The organism is Spiroplasma endosymbiont of Thecophora atra (assembly GCF_964019735.1).
Classification (GTDB): domain Bacteria; phylum Bacillota_I; class Bacilli_A; order Mycoplasmatales; family VBWQ01; genus Spiroplasma_E; species Spiroplasma_E ixodetis_A.
Genome location: NZ_OZ026464.1, coordinates 1,273,726 through 1,294,717, shown reverse-complemented (window position 1 = coordinate 1,294,717; position 20,992 = coordinate 1,273,726). Strand labels below are relative to the sequence as shown.

Sequence of the window (20,992 nt, the reverse complement as noted above, 5' to 3'; positions counted from 1 at the left end):
TAAATATTAATATTTTTACTGTAGTACATTTTTTTATTTATAGGAGAAATTTATGAAATATTTTTTAAAATTATTAATTATTACTTTGTTAATAAATAGTTCGTCAGTAGGATTAATTGGATGTAGTATTCCTAGTGTTGGTGATATTTGAATAATTACTGATGGTGGTGATTTATTTGATAAAGCTTTTAATCAGCAAGTATTAGAAGGTTCAAAAGAGTTTACTAAAACATTTAATGATAATCGTATTATGATTAGTAATTTACCCGGTAATGAAGTTTGAAAAAATAAAAAAATGAAAACACGTTGAATTATTTCACGAGATAGTACTGTTTCAACTTTACAAAATAATTATAATTTAGCAACATTTGCTGGTGCTAAAACAATTATTGTTGTTGGGTTTAATCATCTTGGTGCATTAACACCAGCTATTCAAAATCAATATAAAAAGTTAGGTGTTCGTTTTATTTTAGTTGATGCTAAATTAGAAAAACCAGTTGATGTAGCGTGTTTAAGTTATTCAGCAGAACAATCAGGATTTTTATCAGGATTAGCAGGAGCAATATGATTAGCAGCTAATCATGAAACATATGATGATAATGGTTTAAAAATGTCAACTTTTGGTGGTTTACCAGTTGATACTATTGTTAGTTATATGATGGGTTATTATTGAGGTGTATATTATTTTAATAAATATCGTAATAGCAATGATAATTTATTGGAAATGACTAATGCCATTAGAATTAAAGAGGGTAAGGAAAAAATTGAAAAATGAACTAATAAATTTGATATTCATTTTGATAAAATTGCTAAACAATTTACAGGTAGTTTTGAATCTGGTACAAAATCATCAAAAGCAATAACTTCACAATTAATTGATGGATATAAAGATGATATTGTAATGCCTGTTGCAGGAGCACAAACAATTGATTTAGTATCAGCTGTTAAAAACTCTACTACTAATAGCAAAGCAAAAATTATTGGTGTCGATGTTGATCAAAGTGTTCAATATAGTTATGCTAAAGATATTTTTATTACATCAGCTTTAAAAGGAATTCATAAGTCAGTTAATACTTGATTATGACATTCTTTTAATTTAGATTATAATAAGGATGATCAACATTCAGTTATTAAACCTATTAATGGTGAACAATACTTTGATGGCAGCATACCACAACCAGCATTAGGTGGTCAGCAATATCTTGGAATTGCTAATAATGATTCTATTAGTGCTATTTATAATAACTTAATTATTGATAGTAATGATTATTGACGTTTAGCACAAAAAGTAACTGACGCTTATAATAAATTAGTTGCTGATTTAGTTAATGATTCTACTCGTGATAAGTGAGAAAATGCTTGAAAAAATTATGTTGATGAAAGTGTTGAAAAGTATAAACCACAGTTTTAATAAAACTTTACTATATATTTTAAAAAAATTATAATTATTCTTGAATTTTTAAAGAATAAGTTTTATTATCTTATATAATGGTAGTTATGCCATTAAAGGAGAAACTAGTGTTTAGAGTTAATTGTGAAAATAAGAAAATAATTAATATTAAATACATATATACTGTATTTTTTAATAGTAAGTTATTCTCACCTATTTATTTTCAAAATTTATTTATACACAGTTTTATTTTATTTTGAATAATTGAATTAAGAAAGCAATGTTTTTGCTTTCTTTTTTTATATTTTTTTTATATAAATATTTATATATATTTGTAGGAGGAATATAATAGTATGCGTAAAATTTTTACTGTATTTAGTGCAATATCATTGTCAGTAATAATGATATTACCAATCATTGCTTGCAATAGTCAGTTTAATGATCCAAATATTTATCGAATAACTGTTGTAACTGATGGACATACTATTAATGATGCTTCTTTTAATGAATCATCATATAATGCTGCTCTCAAGTTTAAACAAGAGTTTAATGATTGAACACATAGTGATTATGTTGATCCTCAATATAAAAATAAAAGAGTTGAGGTTTCTTGAGATAATCCCCAATTAACTAATACTGATGATTTAATGACATCATATAATAAAGCCGTTTTCATAAATAGTAAAGTAATTATTGCTTCAGGATTTTTACATCATAATGCTTTGGTTAAAGCACAAAATACTATTTTAAAACATAAAGTGAAATTTATTTTTATTGATGGTGATACTCCAAATAAAGAAGTACCAAAATCTAATAAGCAATTGGCTGGTTTACTTTACAAAGCAGAACAATCAGGCTTTTTAGCCGGATTGGCAGGGGCAATATGGTTAACTGCTCATGCTAATCAATATGGTGGACTTGATAATTTAAAAATGTCAACCTATGGTGGACTTGATATTCCAGCAGTTACTAATTATATGTATGGTTATTATTGAGCCATACAGTTCTTTAATAATAAATTTAAAAATAAAGAAGATGAAGAAAAATTAATATCATGAGTTAAAATTTTAAATTCAGATTTTAAAGAACCATTACCAAATATTAAATTTATAAATTCAGGTACTCAATTTAGTGGTGATTTTACTCAAGGTTCAAAAGGTTCACAAGCAATTAATGATGATCTTGCTCGACAAAAAACTAATATTATTTTTCCAGTAGCAGGACCACAAACCGAAGATACTTTATCATCATTAAAAAAATCTGGTCAAGGTAAAATTATTGGTGTTGATACAGATCAACAACTTCAATATCCACAATCTGCAGATAGATTTATTACTTCTGCAGAAAAAGATTTAATTAGTTCAATTAAACTTATGCTCTGAAAATCAGTTGGTAAAACTAATCAGAATCCAGAGCATTCAACTGATCCAACTGCCGATCAAACATTTATTGATGATGCACCATACAGAGGTGGACCTAATTTTACTGGAATAGCACCAAATAAAGCAATTAAAGACGGTGATAAAGATATTTACACACCATTAATGACAGAAACTACTAATTGATTAGATAAAATTTCTGCTGGATGACAAAAAGTACTCAATTTAAAAGATCATTATTGAATTAATGGTATTAAAAAAGAATATGATCCATTTAAATAATTAAGAGGGGTGATAAAATGCAAGTAAATATTGAAAAACAGAACTTACAATATGCTGTTGAAATGGAAGGTATTACTAAAGTTTTTTTAGATACTATTATTGCTAACAATAATATTTCTATTAAAATTAAAAAAGGAGAAATTCATGCTTTGGTTGGTGAGAATGGTGCAGGTAAATCGACACTAATGTCAATCTTATTTGGACTATATCAACCAACAAAAGGTATTATTAAAATTAATGGTAAAGAAGTAGTAATATCAGGACCAATTAGAGCAGGTGAATTAGGTATTGGAATGGTACATCAACATTTTAAATTAGTTGATAACTTCACTATTTTACAAAATATTATTTTAGGTAGTGAACCAGTTCATAAATGACAGTGAATTAATTATAAAAAAGCTAAGTCTAAAATTTTAGAAATTTCAAAAAAATATAAATTAGACATTAAACTTAATTTAAAAATTGAGAATGCTAGTGTTGGTATGCAACAACGTGTTGAAATTTTAAAAGTTCTTTATCGTGGTGCTAGTATTATTGTGCTTGATGAACCAACCGCGGTTTTAACACCACAAGAAATTACTAGTTTATTAACAATTATTGAAGAACTTAGACGTGATGGTAAAACTATTATTTTTATTAGTCATAAATTAGAAGAGGTTAAACAAGTTGCTGATAATGTTACAGTAATTCGTTTAGGTAAAGTTATTGAAACTTTTGAATCTAAGAGTAAAACTAAAGAAGAAATTGCTACTTTGATGGTTGGTAGAGATTTAGTTGATATTAGAAATCAAGGTAATGTTGTATTAGGGCCAGTATTATTAAAAATTGATAATTTATTTGTTCATAAAATTGGTAATAAGAAATCAATAATGGGTCTTTCTGATTTTAGTTTAGAAGTTAAGTCACGAGAAATTGTGGCTATTGCTGGTATTGAAGGTAATGGTCAAACCGAATTAATTTCAGCAATTACTGGTTTAATTAAGCCAGAAAAAGGTGATATTTTTTTTGGTAATAAGAATATGAAACACAGTTCAATTCAAAGTTTATATAAAAGTGGTTTAAGTCATATTCCTGAAGATCGTCATAAATATGGACTTGTTTTAGATTATAATGTTATTGATAATATGGTTTTACAAAATATTAGCGAATATCCTTTTTCTAAGCATGGTTTGATTCGCAGTAAAGCTATTCAATCTTATGCACAAAATATTATTAATAATTATGATGTTCGTGGTAGTAAAAGTGGTTTTGCTTTAGTTAGAGGTTTGTCGGGTGGTAATCAACAAAAAGCGGTTGTTGGTAGAGAATTAACAAGAAAACATAAAATTTTAGTTGTTGCTCAGCCAACACGTGGCTTGGATATTGGTGCTATTGAATATATTCATAGTCGTATTCTTGATGAAAAAAATGAAGGTAATGCAGTATTATTAATTTCTTATGAATTATCAGAAGTTATGTCATTAGCAGATCGAATTGTTGTTTTACATGCTGGTAAAATTACTGGTAATGTTAGTACTAAAAATGTTACTCGTGAACAGTTAGGATTAATGATGGCGGGACAAAAAATGTTAATGGAAGGAAATGAAGATAATGTTTAAACAAAAAACATGATTTTTAAAACGACGAAGTCGTTTATATCTTGGTTCAAAAGAAATGAATAGTAGTCTTACTAAATTTAAGGGTTCAATTTTTGCCATTATTTTTGGATTAATTATTGCTTGTTTTGTTATAATTGGTTCAGGTCAAAATGCTTTTACTTATTTTCAGTTGTTATTAACATATGCTTTTACAAGTTGGCCAGCTAATAATTGAGATAATACTTTAGTTTGATGAGCAATTTATATTGTAGCAGGATTAGCACTAGTTATTTCTTTCCGCTCAGGAATGTTTAATATTGGGGTTGCTGGTCAAATGTTAGCAGCAGGAGCTGTTGTTATCGCAATTGGTGTTCGTTATGACTTATCACAACCATTAGCTATAATTAGCGCGTTTTTTGCTGGAGTATTAGCAGCAATATTGGTGGCGTTGGTAACAGTGTTATTAAAAGTTTTTTTTAATGTTCATGAGGTTGTTACTTCTATTTTATTAAATTGAACAATTTGATATTTAGTAAAATGACTATTTAAAATCAATAAAGATTTATATGATGCTGATCACGGAACATCAGCAACTATTCATGATAGTATGAGTATTAATGGTTATAATTGTATACTACCATTATTAATTTCTATTATTTTAATAATAACAGTTTGATTCTTATTGAAAAAAACAACTTTAGGTTATAAAATTCGAACAGTAGGTTTAAATCCATTTGCTGCGGTTTATAGTGGTATTAATCATAAACATTATTGCATAACATCATTTGTTATTTCAGGAGCATTAGCAGGAGTAATGGCTGTTATTTATTACATTGCCAAAAATCCTTCAATTAGTTTTTTAACTGATGATTTGCCGACTATTGGTTTTGATAGTATAGCTGTTGCTTTAGTTGGTCAAATTAATCCAATAGGTGTTGTGGGTTCTGCTTTTCTTTGAGGTTTAATTAAGAGCGGTGGTTCAATTGGTTCAGTATTAACATTACCAACAGCAACTGGTGATATTATTTTTGGTGTTATTATTTATTCAGCTGCCTGTGCAGTTTTATTATCTCGTTTACAGCCAATTAAATTTTTAATTCGTTATTTAAATATAGCCTTTGATGGAGAAAAACGAAAAGTTACAAATAGTTTTATTACCAAGATGTACTATCATTTTATTGAAAATTTTAAAATAAAGAGACAATATAATAAGTTAAAATCAGATTTAATTAAAGAAAAAAATAATAAAATTAATCACTTAAAGATAGAATATAATAAATCATTATCAGATTATGAGTCAAAAGTTAAAAATTTAAAACAAAATCTTTCACAAGAAATTAATAAATTGAAACAAGAATTAAGTGATCAATTAAAGTCATTAAAAAATCAATTAGTTAAAACTAATGATAAAAAATTAAAAGAACAATTAATTTTAAAAAAATGTCAACTTCAAATTACTTATAAAATTGAAACTAAGGAATTAATTAAAAAATATAAAATTGATAAAGAACAATTAAAGGTAGAATATAATAAATCATTATCAGATTATGAGTCAAAAGTTAAAAATTTAAAACAAAATCTTTCGCAAGAAATTAATAAAGTTAATAGTGATATCAACTTACAGTTACAAGCAGTTATTAATAATAAAAATGATAAAGTTGGTGTTAATTGAGCACAATTTTTCCAAGAAAATAAAGCTTTAAATCATTATATATATAAACAATATAATGCAATTTGAAAAAAAGGTAAAATTGGTAATTGAAATAATTTTCAACAAGAAATAAAAACGATTTATGGTGAAAGTTTAAATATGTATATTAATGAAAAAATGAAATATGAAAATAATGTTTATAACTATAAGCAAGATTTAATTCGAGAAATAACATTATTAAAAAAACAAAAAGCAATATTAGATAAGTCAAGAGTAAAAGACTTAAAATTAAATCTTTATCGAGAAATTAATAAATTGAAACAAGAATTAAGTGATGAATTAAAGTCATTAAAAAATCAAAAAGTTAAAACTGATGATAAAAAAATAAAAAAACAATTAATTTTAGCAAAACATCAACTTCAAACTAATTATAAAAATAATGTTAAAGAGTTAATTAAAAATTATAAAATTAACAAACAGCAATTAAAAAGTCAAATTATCCCAATTAATAGTAATATTAATATATTAACCAAACAATTTACTAAAAAAGCGGAAATTGAAAAGACAACTTTTATTAATAAATTTACTGATATATTTAAAAATGAACAACAAGCAATTATGAAAATAAAAACCGAAAGAACAGGAGGAAAAAGTTAATGGAAGCACTCAAAATAATTCTTGAACATTCTAGTTTAATTTTTGTTGTTTTAGTACTTGGTGCATTATCTGGATTAATTTCAGAACGTGCTGGTGTTGTTAATATTGGTATTGAAGGAATGATGACAATTGGTGCTCTTGCTTTTTCTTCATTTGGAAAAAATATAGGTGTTAATTGAGGTAATTGATCACAAATTATTGCTTTATTAGTAGGTGGATTAGCGGGAATGGGATTTGCTTGTTTCCATGCTTTTGCATCAGTTACTTTAAAATCTGATCAAATTATTTCTGGCGTTGCAATTAATATTTTAGCAGCAGCAATTGCAGTTTTTGTTGTTCAGTTACCAGGGAATAATGGTTTTATTTCATTAACAAATATTTATCAATTACCAAAAATTGGTAATAATGAATTTTTTAATTTATATTTATTTTTAGCAATTATAGTTTTAGTCAGTATTGCTATTATTTTGAAATATACTAAATGAGGATTACATCATGTTGCGACTGGTGAAAATCCCAATGCAGTTGATGCTGCGGGAATTAATGTTATTAAACAACGATATGTTGCTGTATTATTATCTGGTTTTTTAGCAGGAATTGCTGGTGGTATTTTTCCAATGTATGCTAGTCAAACTTTTCGTGGAACAGTTAGTGGAAATGGTTTTATTGCTTTAGCTATTTTAATTTTTGGACAATGAAGGGTACCATTGATTACAATTGGTGCTGCCTTATTTGCTATTGTTGAAACAACAGGTGCCAGAATTACGTTTTTACCAAATATTCCTCAATGAATATCAAGTAATTCTGATATATGGAATATATTGCCTTTTGTAACATCTTTATTAGTTTTAGTGTTTACATCAAAATGAAGTAAAATACCAAAAGCATTGGGTATTGCTTTCAATAAATCTAAACGATAAAATTAGTTATTAATAATTTTAATGATGAATTAATTTTGAAATTAAATTTTACTTTTTTAGTAATATTTTCCAAGACTTAATTAAAAATATAATAAAAAATAAAAAATTTTATGGTTATTTTATACTATAAAATTTTTTATTTTATTAAGAATTTGAAAAAAAATTCACAATAATACAGTTTTATTTATCAAAAAAAATAAATATAATTTTTGATAGATAGAAAAATGTGGTAAAAGTTTAAATTAAATTAATTATGTTTATAGGGGGAGCAAAGCATATGGATAATGAAAGTATAGTTATTAATGTACCTTATTTATTTCAAAAAAATAAAGAAAAAAAACAAGAATATGCTCAAAGACCTGAAGTGAAAGCAAAAAAACAAGAATATGATAAAAAAAGATATCAGCTTATTAAAGAAAAACAGCGACAATATAGAAAAAAAATGATATCAACGCAATAAAGAAAGGCAAAAAGAATATAAACAAAGACCTGAAGTGAAAGCAAGGAGAAGAGAATATGATAAAAAAAGATATCAAGTTAATAAGCAAAAAAAGCAAAAACAAAGAGAATTACAATCTGATTATGTTTTTAGTTCAAAACAAAATTTTGATTTAAGCAGTTTTAATTGTGATGATATGTGTAGTGAACAAATAAAAAATATTGCATGAGATGTTTTAGAATTACAACTTTATTCAGAAACACAAGAAACAGAATTAGATAAGTTGTTAGATGAAGCAGAATTTGAATATATGGTTAATGAAGAACAAAGTTCAGTAATGAGTAGTGAAAATTTGTCATCTAATTTAATTTTTGATGATGTGTATAGTGAAGAAATTGTAAAAGATATATCAAATAATTTAGAATTAGAACAATTAAATTTATTAGATAAAACTATTGAACAATTGTTAGTTAATGAAAAAATAGCAAAACAAAATGTTGAATGAAATAATAGTATTGTAGTTACAAGTAATTTAGATAATGATATTTATGATTATAATTTATCAACTAGACTTATTCCTTAATTAAATATTAATTTTAATTGTTAATTTTTACTTAAACTTAAAAAAATAAAATTTTATAGTTGAATTTTTGGGAAACACAAAGTACTTTTTTAATTACAAAACAAGTCTAGTGTAAAATAATTAGGTATAGGAATATTGGGGGTGTTTATTTTATGGCATTATTAGTGGCACATCGTGGATTTCGTTCTACAGAAGGTGAAAATCGAATCATTGATTTCCAAAATGCTTTGAAAATTTGCCAAGCAGTAGAGTTTGATATTCGATTAACAAAAGATAATAAAGTAATTATTTTTCATGATGATACATTTGAAAGAATTGCCAATAATAAAAGTGAGGTTAGTAGTTTATTATATGAAGAAATTATTAATTTGGAATTTTTTAAAAATAATAAAGAATGAATTCCACCATTATTTAATGATTTTATTGAAAAATTAAGTAAAAATTATCAAATGATTAATGTTGAAATTAAAGAAGAAATTAATCGTAAATATACTTCAAATCAATTAATGGTTATTTTTTCAGAAATTAAAAAATTAGAAAAAAAAAGTAAAGCCGAAATTATTGTTTCTTCATTTAATCACCAGTTATTAAACGAAATTGTTAAAAGAATTAAATATCCTATGAAAAAAGGTTATTTATTTGAAAATAAAAATGATTTTAGTGAGAGGTATATTAAAAACTTTGATTATTTGCATCCTTCAATTTCCGTAGTTTTAGATTTTGAAATGATTAGTAAGTTAAAAAAATTAAAAAAACCGTTAAATATATGAACATTTAAGAGTGATGAAGAAGCCGTGAAGATAAATGAAATATATGGTAATCAAGTAACTGGCTATATTAGTGATAATCCTAAATTATTATGAAAGCAGAAAAATAAATAATGAAGATATTTTTAAGTAAATGTTGAAAAAGTTTTACGCACGACTTGGATAGTAAAACTATTTTGATTATTAGCATTTTAGCTTTATCTGATTTATTTGTTTTTAGTGGAGTGCTTTATTTACGATATATTATTCCCAACTTTAATCAGTATATTAATTTAAATCAAGATGAGTTTGATTTTGTTGTTGCTATTTATGGTTTTGTTGCTCTTATTTCTAGAATTCCAGGTGGTTGACTTACTGATCGTTTTAGTGCAAAAAAAATAATGATAGTATCACTTATAATAACTGGATTATGTGGTTTATGATGAACGTTAATAATTCAACTTAATATGGATAAAAATATACGAATGATTCAATTGTATATTATTTATACAATATGGGGTATTTCGATTGCGGGACTTTTTTGAGCACCACTTTGAAAATTAGTATCACAGAATGTAACAAAAGAACAACAAGGTGTTGCTTATGGTCTTGAAGGCACAGTTTTGGGATTATTTGGTTTAATTTTTATTGCTGGAATTGCAACAGGAATAACAATTTTAACTAAAAATTTACAAAATCAATATGGTCAAAATGATTTTATTACAAAAATACCATTTTTAGTTTTTGCTTATTTTATTTGTGGTATGGTATTTATAATGGCATTATTAGTTTGAATATTTATTCCTAATAAAAAACGTGAAGAAACAGAAATTATTTGAAAAGAAAAAATAATTTCACTATTTCAACCAATGAAATTTTTGCGAGTTTGACTTTGTGGTATTTTTGTTTTTGGGATGTACATGTTCCAGTCTACTTTTGCATATTATATGAAAGACGCTTTAACAGAAGTTGGTGTTACTGTTGGTGTAGTCACTATTCTTGGTGGAATTCGGTCATATGGTTTAAGATTTTTAGTTGCTAGTCCAATTGGTCGTTGAGCTGATAAGTGAAAGTCTTACGTTTTGGGTTTAATATTTTTATTATTAGTTGGAATGATTGCATGTTCTTTATATGTAGTTATCCCTGGTTGAGGTAATGCTTGATTTTTACAGTCATCAAAAGCAGTTCAAGTTTTATTTCAAGTTATAATGTGTTTACTTTTTATGTTTATTGGCTGTGTAGGTTGAGCATTATTGACGTTAAGATTTGTTCAAGTTGGAGAATTACCAATGGAAAAGAACAGTTATGCTAGTACAATATCATTAATTTCTTGAATTGCTTTTACTCCAGATGCTTGATTTAATTATGTTGCTTCAGCCATTGGAAAATTGCCAAATAATTCTTATGTGGTTGATGGTCATCAAAATTATTCATTACAGGGAATTCAAATTTTATTAATTATTGCTATCGTTTGTGTTTTAGTTGGTTTAATTGCCGGAATAATTATTTATATTTTAAATAAACGAGAGTTAAAGAAATTAAATAAAACTTCATTTCGTTTTCGTGAGTTAGGAAACGTTTAATTATTTAATTTAATTAAATGATAATGTTTTATAAAACTTGAAAATAAGTATATTAAAGATTCTTTTTATAAAAGAAAAACATATCATTATTTATATTTTCCCCTTTTTCGTTTATAATAATTTCATGAATTAATTTAGTTTGGAGGAAATATGAATATAATTCAATTAAAAAATTTAACTAAAGAATATTCTCCAAATATTGGTTGTTTTGATATTAATCTTTCAATCAACAAAGGTGAAGTTTATGGTTTTATTGGTCCTAATGGTGCTGGAAAAACTACTGTTATTAGACAAATGATAGGTTTTATTAAATCTGATAATGGCTTTGCAAAGATTTTAGATTATGATTGTTGAAAAGAATCGGCAAAAATTATGGAATCTCTTGGCTATTTAGCTGGTGAAGTAACATTGCCTAGGAATTGCTTATTTAAAGACAGTAGCTACTATTAGAAAAAATATTTCTTGGGCATATGTTGAAAAATTAATTAATTATTTTGAACTTGATGCAAAAAGAAAAATTAAAAAAATGTCTAAGGGTATGAAACAAAAAGTAGCGATTATTTCAGTTTTTATGCATAAACTAAAAGTTTTAGTTTTAGATGAACCAACTTCAGGTTTAGATCCTTTAATGCAAGAAAGGTTTAATACTTTAATTAGAAATTCTAAAAATGAAGGTGCAACAATATTTATGAGTTCCCATATTTTTGGCGAAATTGAAAATATATGTGATAAAGTTGCTATTATTAAAAAAGGGAAAATAATTTCTGAAATATCAATTAAGGAAATACAAAATTCTGCTAAGAAAAATTATGAAATTAAATTTTCAACAGTGAAAGATTATAATGATTTCTTAAATAAAAAATGAGATATTATTGAAAAAAATAATATAACAAAAGTTATTAAAGTGAATGTTTTAAGTACTAATGTTGATAAGTTTTTAAAAGAATTATCACTTTATAAAGTTGATAATTTTAAAGAATTACCATTTAGTTTAGAAGAATATTTTATTAAATTTTATAAGGATGAGGTAAATTTTAATGATTAATTTTAGATTTGTTAAATCACAATTTAAAAATGTTAAAATTCCATTAATATTATTTTTTATAATTTTATGTATTTTAATAGTTCCCATTTTAACACAAGATTATCTTGCTCCAACTATGACATTCATTGGCGAAGAACATGGAGTATCAGGTTTAGGTGGATTAGGTGGCATGACTTATCTTAATTTTGTTTTTTTTTGGTATTCCGGGGTTAATATTAATTTTTTCTTTTAGTTTAATTTTAAATCATATTTTAGTTTCTAAAGAAATTGATAAAGGTTATTTAGCTTCATGATTAACAATGCCAATGTCTAGAAAAACTATTTTAAATTCAAAACTTTTTGTTTTGCTTTCTTCAATATTAATATTATATGGTTCGGCTTTTGTTTTTCAATTAATTATTTTTCCAATTAGATTTCAAGATTTTAAACTTCAAGAATTTGGATATCTTGTTTTATATAATTTGGGTTTAATATTATTGGCTTTACTTTGAGCATCAATTAATTGAACTTTTATTAGTTACTTTAATAAGTCAGTTATTTCTCTTTCAGTAGCAACAGGTATTTCAACGGTATTTATTTTATTTCAAACAATGACATTATTCTCTTTTATTCCTGAAGTTGAGTACCTTAAATATTTTAAATATATGACAATTGCTTCTTTATTAAATTGTCCATTTAAGTTTGGTGATATTCCAAATATAACACCTGCTCCCGGTGTTACAGAAGTAACAAAAGCACCACTTTTTTCTATTAGAGCATTAGATTTTGCTTGACAATATCCAATAATGTTAATAGTACCTCTTGGTTTATTTCCATTAGGAAATTATTTTCTTATTAAAAAAGATTTATCTTTGTAAATTGATAATATTGTTTAATAAATGAGTTTAATAAAAATGTCTTTAAAAATTTAAAGACATTTTTATTTATTTAATGTCAATAAGATATTACTTTTTATTAAAATTTTTGATTTTAGTTTTTAAACTTTGGTAATTTATTAGAATTATCAATTTGTGAACCAATAGCAAATTCTTCATGACTTGTTACTTTATTTACATTTCATTTTGAAAGATCTTGGTTAAATGATGAAGCACCATAAAACATTGAATTCATGTTTGTTACATTTTTTGTATTTCATTTTGAAATATTTTCGTTAAATGTAGTGGCATTATAAAACATAAAATCCATACTTGTTACATTAGAAGTATTTCAATTTAGAATTTTTTGGTTAAATGATGAAGCACCATAAAACATTGAATTCATGTTTGTTACATTTTTTGTATTTCATTTTGAAATATTTTCGTTAAATGTAGTGGCATTATAAAACATAAAATCCATACTTGTTACATTAGAAGTATTTCAATTTAGAATTTTTTGGTTAAATGATGAAGCACCATAAAACATTGAATTCATGTTTGTTACATTTTTTGTATTTCATTTTGAAAGGTCTTTATTAAATGCAGTGGCATTACAAAATATAGCATGCATATTTTTTACATTTAATGTATTTCATTTTGATAAATCATTATTGAATGCTGAAGCACCATAAAACATATATCCTATATTTGTCACATTTGAAACATTTCAGTTTGTAAACTTTGGGAGCGTGTCGAAGATGTCGATAACAACTCATTTCCCTTAAATAGCTCCTTTCTTTTTTAAACCCTTGAATTAAAAATAAATGACAAAAGACGAGAATAAAATTCTTGTCTTTTTTTTGTAATTGTAAAATTTTAAAATTTTTAATAACCATCTTTAACGCTATTATCAACACGTGTTAGGGAACTAAAAAAGTGAACTACAACACAGTTGTTAAAAATAGTAGCTAGCATGTGGACTTGCATGGATAAATAAAAAGTGGAGTGATACCTAATAAAATATACTAACCAGAAATGGTAATTCTTGGGGTGGGAGCGAATTGGAAACTAGTATATATAGACCTGTTGTAGGGACCTATTGTATTAATTCTATTCTTTATTTAACCAACCTTGCCACTCCCCAGTGAGCAAGTGTTGGTTTTATTTTTTATTTTTTTTGAAAAATTTATTTTTGAGCCCAGTTTTCATGGAATGAATAAAACGAATAGTAGTAGTATTAATAATCTAAACATCAAAATATATGTTCTTTATGCTAGAAGCAACAGAACATATTAGGAAAGGATTATTATGCAAATAGAATTTAAAAAAGAACAAATTGTTAAAGATAAACCACAATCTATTCTTATTGATTATGGTGAATATAAATTACAATGTCCAAAATGAATGGTTAAAAATAATAGTTTTATTGCTGATGATAAATATACATATTGAGTTTTTAATTTAGAAAATATTAAAAGAGAATTAAGTGGTAATGAATTAATAAAATTATTAGAACCATATATTAAAGACCAAAAAATAACTGTTAATAAACCAACTGCTCCAAAAGAATATTATCTTAATGATATAAAACTTGAACCATTAACATTTTATGAACAGCATAATAGTTGATTTATGGGTGAAATAACAGATAACAAAACAAACATTACTAATCCTTGTTTTAAATATAACATTACGTGAGAAGAAAATAGAAAAGGCTTTAAAATAAATAATCCATATAAACATGATGATTTACCAATTAATTATATAGTTACTTCTTATAAGGAAATTTCAATTCATAATGAAAAAGTATTTTTGTTGAACATGTAAACAAAATAAATTAGATTATTTATTCTTTAATACTAATGATATAAAAACAAGAAAATATTTTTTAAGAGATAAAAATAGTAAAGCGATTTATTATGACTGTATTTTAAATATTAGGTTAAGTAGGAGGTATAAATATGGATAAAGAATATTTAACTAAAAGAGGAACGATTTGCATACCAGACAGTGATGATATTGAATTTAAAATAGTACTAATTAAACTGATTGATGATTTAAAAAAAGATAATTTAGTTTGTGGTCATAAAGAATTTATTGAAGAATGTAAATATTGTTGATGTAATTGTGATTTAGAAATTATTAAAACAGTTATTAGAGGTTAACTTAATTAATGCAATATGATTTAATTATTGGAATTGACCCCGCTGGAATTGGTAATAATGGAATTGTTATATATTCAAATGAAACTAATAATATTGTTTTTAATGAAACATTCAATACATTAACTGTTTTATGAACTAAAAATATGTATAAAGAAAAATTTCAATTAATTAAAGAAAAATTTATTGATAAAAAAATATTAGTTATTGTAGAAAATTTCTTTTTAAATTCAAAACAATTACTAACTAATCCATTATCAACGCCTAAAATCATTGGTGCATTAATGGTATTAGTTCAAGATGTTTTCAACTGAGATTATCTAGAAAACCAACCAAAAAATAAAAATAAAATAACAAATTATAAAGGAAATATAAAATTAACAAAACATGAACAAGATGCTTATAAGCATATTCAATATTATTTAAAAAATCATAAAAAAATATTAATTTTTGATAATTATTTAAGGAAATTATAAACATGAAAGATAAAGCAAATTATGTCAAATTAACAGTAAAACTAAGTAATACTATTGAAGCAAAATATTACGAAAAAGGTAATAAAGAATTATATTATAGTGTTAGAGGTCAATGAAATGGATTAAACTATGTTACTTTAATTTTTAACAACCCAAAATTTTATAGACGCTGTATTTTATTAAACAAAAACGATGAAATTATAGTAACTGGTCAAATTTTTAATACTTTAAATATTCCTAAAAATCGTGCATTTTGTTCAATAAATGTTAAATGATTTAAAAAATGAAAAGAGTAAAAAAATGATATTATGAAAAATTTTATTAATAGTACCAATATTAATAACAAGCATAACACTAATAATATTTTTAATATTTATTATTAAAGAATTAAAAAATGAATATAAAGTATTAAAAATATTAAGTGAAATTGCTAATCAAATTAAAAATAAGGAGAATAATTAATGATAATATTACCTACTTTGTTTGAAAATAAAGATGAAATTGAAATATTATCACCATTTCCAAAAGCAATTCATACAAGTAATGATATTAGAACAATTATTTTAAGACAATACCCAAATGTTAAATCAAAACACATAATTGTTTCTGACCCAGAAAGTAATGTTGCATTAATAGTTGGTGATAATGATGTTTATCAAGGTTGAATTAAAGTAATAGTTAAAAAATTAGAAAATTAAAAAAATTAAAATTAGAATTCATGAATTTGAATTATATGATTATCAAGTAAATACTTTATTAGATATTGTAAGAGAAATGTTAAAAGCAAATAAAGGAGAATAGAAATGGAAACAAATAATTATACATTAACAAAAATAATACGCTCTTCAATAAGTCCTTTAAGTGCAATGATTGGTACAAGTGCTTATTATGGTCAAGTAATAAGTAATCCAGTATTAGGTTCAATTAATAGTTTATTATTTTGTAAAAAATTAGGTTTAGATATATGAAATTTAAATCAAAGACCAAATACTAAAACTAAATTAATTAATAGTTCTAAAAAAATTTTATTAGGTTTAGGAACAATTGGTTTAGCAAATTATAGTAAATGAACAGAAAATAATATTAATCCTATTATTCCAACAACACCAATGCCAATAACTACTACAACTACAACTGAGGGTCCTCCATGATTATTATTAAATAAACAAGAACATCAGTCATTAATGGATTGAGATACTTATATTTCATTAAATGCTTATGGTATTTCAAATTTATTAGGTATTAACTGAGTTAATACCTAATAAATTTGAAGCGATAAGAAAGATTTGTAATATGGCTACTGGTGGATGTTTAATATCAAGTGGTGTTGCAATGGGAATTAATAATGATTTTAATAATGCTTATGCAGTACCTACTATTATTGCTGGTGCAAGTGAAATAATCAATAATTTACTACCTATGGAAACAACACATCATAATCAAGAAATGCAAGAAACATCATTTAATGATGAAACTACAAGATTAATTAATGATAATAGATTTACTATTAATAGTGAAACAACTAGTCAATATGGTAGTGATAATATGAGCGAAGTACCATTAAATAATGATAATGCTTCATTAAATTGAGATTATAATCACATGAGTTTATAAAGGAGGTGAATAATTTATGAATAAAGAAAAAATAATTGAATATTATAATCAGGAAATAAAAACATATAAAGAAAGAATAGAAGAATTCAATAAAGAAATATCTGTATTAGTAGAAATTATAAGTAATTCACAATCAATGATTGAAAGAATTAATGGTGGTCAATTTGATGAATAATTAAAAATAAACAATTGAAAGGAAAATATTCAGATGAAAGAATTTTTACATGAATTAATAATTATTGGAACAAGTGTTGGAACATTAATTTGCAGAGAAATTATTGTTTTATTAAAAAGATTTATCACAACTCCAAAACATGTTAGAGCAAATAACAAAATTATAAAACATCAAAAAAAATTAGCAAAATTAAATGAAAAAATTAATAAAGAAAATAAATAATAAAGGGTGATGTAAATGTTAGAAAATGAAGATAATGTTCAACAAACAACTGAACCTTTAACTGAAAATAATGCTCAACAAGAAATAGAAAATAAAGTTAATGAAGCAGAAAATAAGTTAAATAAACTTAATCAAGAAATTAAAGAAAAAGAAATAATTAATATATTTAAAAAATATCAAGTTAAAACTGAATTTTATGATTTTTTAAAATTTAAAACTAATAATTTAGAAAATTCAAAAATTGAAGAAACTATTAAAAAAATTATTAAAGAACAACCAGTATTTAAAGAAATAATTAATACAGGTGGTAAACAACAAACAATAATAACAAATCAACAAAATTCAATAAAAAGTACATTATTGGATTATAAAAAAAATAATAATTTATAACAGAAAGGAAATCAAAAAATGGCAATACAATTCAATAAAAATTTAGATAATACCGAAAAATTAGTAGAAGCACCAGAGTTTATAGAATTTTATAAACAATCAAATTCACCATGAGCAAGTTTTTTTCCTATCGAAATGGTTAATTCAACAAAAATTGAATTTATAGTTAAAAAACCAAAAAATTCAGAAATTAAAGTATTAAAATGAAATGATAAAAGCAAAGGATTAGATGTTAGTTATGCTGAAACTGTTAAAATTTTAAAAGAAATTAAAGAAGAAGCGGTTGCGGGTGAAATAATTGCTAATGTTGATTTAAATGCTGAAAATGGACAAAATTTATTAAATACAATGCAATATGAAGTTGCTAATGACTTAGCAGATTATTTAGCAAATAATGATACAAATGTAATTGCAAAATATGCAACTAAAATAGATATTACTGATAAAACACCATTAGGATATTTAAAATCAATGTTAGATGCTTGAAATACTTTATTTCAACTAAGAAATAGTAATAATTGTCGTTTTTTTATTACTAATAATCTTTATGATACTATTGTTTATTTAGCCAATAATAAAGGTCTAATTACTGATAATCAAATTGCTCAACAATTAAGATTAAATGGAAATGATTTATACATCAAAGGTGTACTATGTCAAATTGTAATGGATGATTATATGACATTTACTGATAATAATGAAACTAAAATTATGTCTTTTGTTTTAGCAACACCAAGAGCAATGAAAAGATATATGTTACAAAATACAGTTGTATATGTTCAAGATATTGCTGATGGTAAAGTTGGAAGAAGATATTTAGTTGGTGGAGAAGTAACTGGTGAATCAATACCCTATATAACAGATGAAGAAACAACTTCACGCTGAATGTTATGTGCAATTGTTAATAATGATAAAAATGATTTAAAAACTAAAATTACAAGTTTAACAACTGATATTACTGCAAATGTTAATAACAATAATAGTGAATTAAATACACAAATAAAAAGTACTAATGAACTTAAATCATTAAATCCTAATTTAACAAATCCAACTATTAAATATTTTAGTGATGCACAAGGAACAACAAATCCAATTAAAATAACTCTTAAATAAAGGAAATTAATATTATGCCAATCGGTACAACTAGTACAGCAATACTTTTAAACATAAATAAACCAAAACATACTAGAACAAGTAACCAACAAGAAAACAAAAGTTTTTGATGAGAAATTTTAGAAATGATTGGTGTACAAGTTATAGCAGTAGCACTTGCTCCTTTTACTGGTGGATTAAGTGAAAGTGTAGCCCTTGGATTAGGTGCAAGTGATTTAATTGCTAGTATTAGTGCTGTTGGTGTAGAATTTTTAACTGATTTTACTATTAATCAAGTTTATGATTATTTAAAAGGAAATGTAACACCATTAAATACTTTTTTTAATATATTACCAGCATTTGCTGGACTTAATAAAATTAGTCGTGGTTATCGTACAACTAAATTTATTAAGTTAGCACAAAAAACTAAAACATTAGAACAAGTTGGTATTAAAGAAGCAAAAAACTTACAAGAAATTATTAGTCAAGTAAGTGGAAAAGAAATTTTAACAGATAAAATTATTGGTAATAAACGTTATTTAATGAAGTATAGTTTTACTCCTAATCGTGAAACAGTATTACGAGATTTAGGATATGTTGCTGAAAGACAATATAAGAATAATTTTCAAAAACTAGAAACAGAAAAATTAATGGAACACTTATTATTACAAAATACATTAATAAAACTAAGTCCACAATTAACTCCTAAATTTAAAATTAAAGATATTGAAAAAGCAAATAACTTTTTTAAAAAATTTAATACTGATTTAAAAGAAGTATTAAAAATGAATCAACATGATTGATTAAATTTAGTTCATACAATACATACAGAAAATAGATATGGAAAAACTTTAATTTTAGATTTACAAAAAATTCGTGCTAATGCTATTAAATTTAATTTTAAAAATAATGTTATTCATCAACTTGTTTTAAAAGCAAATCAAACTTTTAAATATTTTGATATTAAATTTTATTTAAAAAAAGGTTTAAATAAATTTTGAAAAGATACACCATATTTTGAAAAAATACGAGAAAGTATATATAAATTACAAGAAAAATTTGAAAAGTTAGAAAAACAAGTATTTGAAAAAATTCAGAAATTAAAAGAAAAAGCAACTGATTTATTTACTAGTGCAGAAAAAAGAGCAATTAAACACGCACAATTAATTCCATTAAATTCACCAGTATTTATGGGTTGTAAAATTCAACCTTTGTCATTAGATAAATGTGCAATTACTATTTATCATTGTAATCCTAAGTATAAACCAATTACAGTTGTTGATAGTATTCTTAAAGCAAAAACTTTTGTTACTCAAATACATCCATTTCATTGATATCGTTGATATAGTGGTTGATACATTGGTTATGGAGTTAATCATAATAAATGATTAAAAGCAATAGCATTTGCTCCACCAGTGGTACAACAAGTAATTAGAGATAGTTTTAAAGTATATAGAGAAATATTTAGAACTATTAGAACTTATCATAAAGTAGTAAATATTATTAATAATCCTATTGAAAATATTAACAAATCATTTAAAAATGTTGGTTTAAAATTTAGTGTTAATACTTTATTTGGTACTGGATTATTACATCATTTAGAAAAATTTGCATATAGTCAAGTTGTAACAAAAAGTAAGAAAAATTTAAAAAAAGGTAAAAATAAAATACAAAAAGAAATTGAACATATAACACATAAAAAAACAAAAAAACATACTCATCATTATAAACAAGCATTTTTTAAGGAATGATAAA

General features: G+C 24.2%; 28 protein-coding genes. 27 read left to right on the top strand and 1 reads right to left on the bottom strand.

What is annotated here, in order from left to right; all coding sequences use genetic code 4:
- Positions 1-52: 52 nt before the first annotated feature.
- The 13 genes from AACL05_RS07315 to AACL05_RS07255 all read left to right on the top strand — a co-directional run bounded on the left by AACL05_RS07315 (position 53) and on the right by AACL05_RS07255 (position 13,109).
- On the top strand, positions 53-1,411 hold the full coding sequence (locus AACL05_RS07315; protein ID WP_338961127.1) for a BMP family ABC transporter substrate-binding protein: 1,359 nt from the start codon (positions 53-55) through the stop codon (positions 1,409-1,411).
- Between the two features lie 332 nt (positions 1,412-1,743).
- Complete coding sequence (locus AACL05_RS07310; RefSeq protein WP_338961125.1) at positions 1,744-3,051, top strand: BMP family ABC transporter substrate-binding protein; 1,308 nt, start codon at positions 1,744-1,746, stop codon at positions 3,049-3,051.
- Positions 3,052-3,068: 17 nt separating this feature from the next.
- Complete coding sequence (locus AACL05_RS07305; RefSeq protein WP_338985948.1) at positions 3,069-4,649, top strand: ABC transporter ATP-binding protein; 1,581 nt, start codon at positions 3,069-3,071, stop codon at positions 4,647-4,649.
- On the top strand, positions 4,642-6,936 hold the full coding sequence (locus AACL05_RS07300; protein WP_338961122.1) for an ABC transporter permease subunit: 2,295 nt from the start codon (positions 4,642-4,644) through the stop codon (positions 6,934-6,936). Before AACL05_RS07305 ends, AACL05_RS07300 begins: the two co-directional genes overlap by 8 nt.
- The gene (locus AACL05_RS07295) at positions 6,936-7,856 is read left to right on the top strand and encodes an ABC transporter permease (protein ID WP_338961120.1); all 921 of its coding nucleotides are present in this window, start codon (positions 6,936-6,938) and stop codon (positions 7,854-7,856) included. Before AACL05_RS07300 ends, AACL05_RS07295 begins: the two co-directional genes overlap by 1 nt.
- Positions 7,857-8,133: 277 nt before the next feature.
- On the top strand, positions 8,134-8,316 hold the full coding sequence (locus tag AACL05_RS07290) for a hypothetical protein (protein WP_338961118.1): 183 nt from the start codon (positions 8,134-8,136) through the stop codon (positions 8,314-8,316).
- Complete coding sequence (locus AACL05_RS07285; protein WP_338961116.1) at positions 8,243-8,878, top strand: hypothetical protein; 636 nt, start codon at positions 8,243-8,245, stop codon at positions 8,876-8,878. The genes AACL05_RS07290 and AACL05_RS07285 overlap by 74 nt, the downstream gene beginning before the upstream one ends.
- Before the next feature lie 152 nt (positions 8,879-9,030).
- Positions 9,031-9,759: a glycerophosphodiester phosphodiesterase family protein gene (locus tag AACL05_RS07280; protein ID WP_281748966.1), complete on the top strand. Its 729-nt coding sequence runs from the start codon at positions 9,031-9,033 to the stop codon at positions 9,757-9,759.
- A complete protein-coding gene (locus tag AACL05_RS07275; RefSeq protein ID WP_338961115.1) occupies positions 9,759-11,207 on the top strand; it encodes an MFS transporter in 1,449 nt (482 codons plus the stop codon). The genes AACL05_RS07280 and AACL05_RS07275 overlap by 1 nt, the downstream gene beginning before the upstream one ends.
- Before the next feature lie 150 nt (positions 11,208-11,357).
- Complete coding sequence (locus tag AACL05_RS07270) at positions 11,358-11,657, top strand: ATP-binding cassette domain-containing protein (protein WP_338961113.1); 300 nt, start codon at positions 11,358-11,360, stop codon at positions 11,655-11,657.
- A complete protein-coding gene (locus AACL05_RS07265; RefSeq protein WP_338963056.1) occupies positions 11,626-12,252 on the top strand; it encodes an AAA family ATPase in 627 nt (208 codons plus the stop codon). The genes AACL05_RS07270 and AACL05_RS07265 overlap by 32 nt, the downstream gene beginning before the upstream one ends.
- The gene (locus AACL05_RS07260) at positions 12,245-12,484 is read left to right on the top strand and encodes a hypothetical protein (protein WP_338961111.1); all 240 of its coding nucleotides are present in this window, start codon (positions 12,245-12,247) and stop codon (positions 12,482-12,484) included. The genes AACL05_RS07265 and AACL05_RS07260 overlap by 8 nt, the downstream gene beginning before the upstream one ends.
- Positions 12,417-13,109, top strand: a complete 693-nt coding sequence (locus AACL05_RS07255) for an ABC transporter permease subunit (RefSeq protein ID WP_338961110.1) — start codon at positions 12,417-12,419, stop codon at positions 13,107-13,109. Before AACL05_RS07260 ends, AACL05_RS07255 begins: the two co-directional genes overlap by 68 nt.
- Before the next feature lie 112 nt (positions 13,110-13,221).
- On the opposite strand, the gene AACL05_RS07250 is transcribed toward AACL05_RS07255, so the two are convergent.
- Entirely contained in the window at positions 13,222-13,821 is a 600-nt protein-coding gene (locus AACL05_RS07250) for a BspA family leucine-rich repeat surface protein (protein WP_338985947.1), read from the bottom strand.
- 593 nt (positions 13,822-14,414) lie between these two features.
- Between AACL05_RS07250 and AACL05_RS07245 the strand changes: the two genes are divergently transcribed.
- From AACL05_RS07245 to AACL05_RS07180, 14 genes are all read left to right on the top strand, one after another.
- Positions 14,415-14,933 carry a hypothetical protein gene (locus AACL05_RS07245; RefSeq protein WP_281748867.1) on the top strand — a complete coding sequence of 173 codons (519 nt, stop codon included), beginning with the start codon at positions 14,415-14,417 and terminating at the stop codon, positions 14,931-14,933.
- Positions 14,905-15,075: a hypothetical protein gene (locus AACL05_RS07240; RefSeq protein WP_338961106.1), complete on the top strand. Its 171-nt coding sequence runs from the start codon at positions 14,905-14,907 to the stop codon at positions 15,073-15,075. Before AACL05_RS07245 ends, AACL05_RS07240 begins: the two co-directional genes overlap by 29 nt.
- On the top strand, positions 15,068-15,271 hold the full coding sequence (locus AACL05_RS07235; protein ID WP_281748866.1) for a hypothetical protein: 204 nt from the start codon (positions 15,068-15,070) through the stop codon (positions 15,269-15,271). The genes AACL05_RS07240 and AACL05_RS07235 overlap by 8 nt, the downstream gene beginning before the upstream one ends.
- Before the next feature lie 8 nt (positions 15,272-15,279).
- A complete protein-coding gene (locus AACL05_RS07230) occupies positions 15,280-15,744 on the top strand; it encodes a hypothetical protein (RefSeq protein ID WP_281748671.1) in 465 nt (154 codons plus the stop codon).
- 2 nt (positions 15,745-15,746) lie between these two features.
- Positions 15,747-16,040 (top strand): hypothetical protein, encoded by a 294-nt coding sequence (locus AACL05_RS07225; protein WP_281748863.1) that lies wholly within the window; start codon positions 15,747-15,749, stop codon positions 16,038-16,040.
- A 4-nt stretch (positions 16,041-16,044) separates the two neighbouring features.
- Positions 16,045-16,206 (top strand): hypothetical protein, encoded by a 162-nt coding sequence (locus AACL05_RS07220; protein ID WP_174480223.1) that lies wholly within the window; start codon positions 16,045-16,047, stop codon positions 16,204-16,206.
- Positions 16,206-16,442, top strand: a complete 237-nt coding sequence (locus tag AACL05_RS07215) for a hypothetical protein (RefSeq protein ID WP_338985945.1) — start codon at positions 16,206-16,208, stop codon at positions 16,440-16,442. Before AACL05_RS07220 ends, AACL05_RS07215 begins: the two co-directional genes overlap by 1 nt.
- Positions 16,443-16,547: 105 nt before the next feature.
- Positions 16,548-17,006: a hypothetical protein gene (locus AACL05_RS07210; RefSeq protein ID WP_338985944.1), complete on the top strand. Its 459-nt coding sequence runs from the start codon at positions 16,548-16,550 to the stop codon at positions 17,004-17,006.
- Between the two features lie 31 nt (positions 17,007-17,037).
- Positions 17,038-17,358, top strand: a complete 321-nt coding sequence (locus tag AACL05_RS07205) for a hypothetical protein (RefSeq protein ID WP_338961097.1) — start codon at positions 17,038-17,040, stop codon at positions 17,356-17,358.
- Between the two features lie 16 nt (positions 17,359-17,374).
- Positions 17,375-17,533, top strand: a complete 159-nt coding sequence (locus tag AACL05_RS07200; protein ID WP_281749444.1) for a hypothetical protein — start codon at positions 17,375-17,377, stop codon at positions 17,531-17,533.
- Positions 17,534-17,566: 33 nt separating this feature from the next.
- Positions 17,567-17,755, top strand: coding sequence for a hypothetical protein (locus tag AACL05_RS07195; RefSeq protein WP_174480113.1), 189 nt, complete (start codon positions 17,567-17,569; stop codon positions 17,753-17,755).
- Between the two features lie 15 nt (positions 17,756-17,770).
- Positions 17,771-18,145 carry a hypothetical protein gene (locus tag AACL05_RS07190; protein ID WP_338961095.1) on the top strand — a complete coding sequence of 125 codons (375 nt, stop codon included), beginning with the start codon at positions 17,771-17,773 and terminating at the stop codon, positions 18,143-18,145.
- Positions 18,146-18,163: 18 nt separating this feature from the next.
- Complete coding sequence (locus AACL05_RS07185) at positions 18,164-19,258, top strand: hypothetical protein (protein ID WP_338985942.1); 1,095 nt, start codon at positions 18,164-18,166, stop codon at positions 19,256-19,258.
- Between the two features lie 14 nt (positions 19,259-19,272).
- Positions 19,273-20,991, top strand: coding sequence for a hypothetical protein (locus AACL05_RS07180; RefSeq protein ID WP_338961092.1), 1,719 nt, complete (start codon positions 19,273-19,275; stop codon positions 20,989-20,991).
- Position 20,992 lies beyond the last annotated feature (1 nt).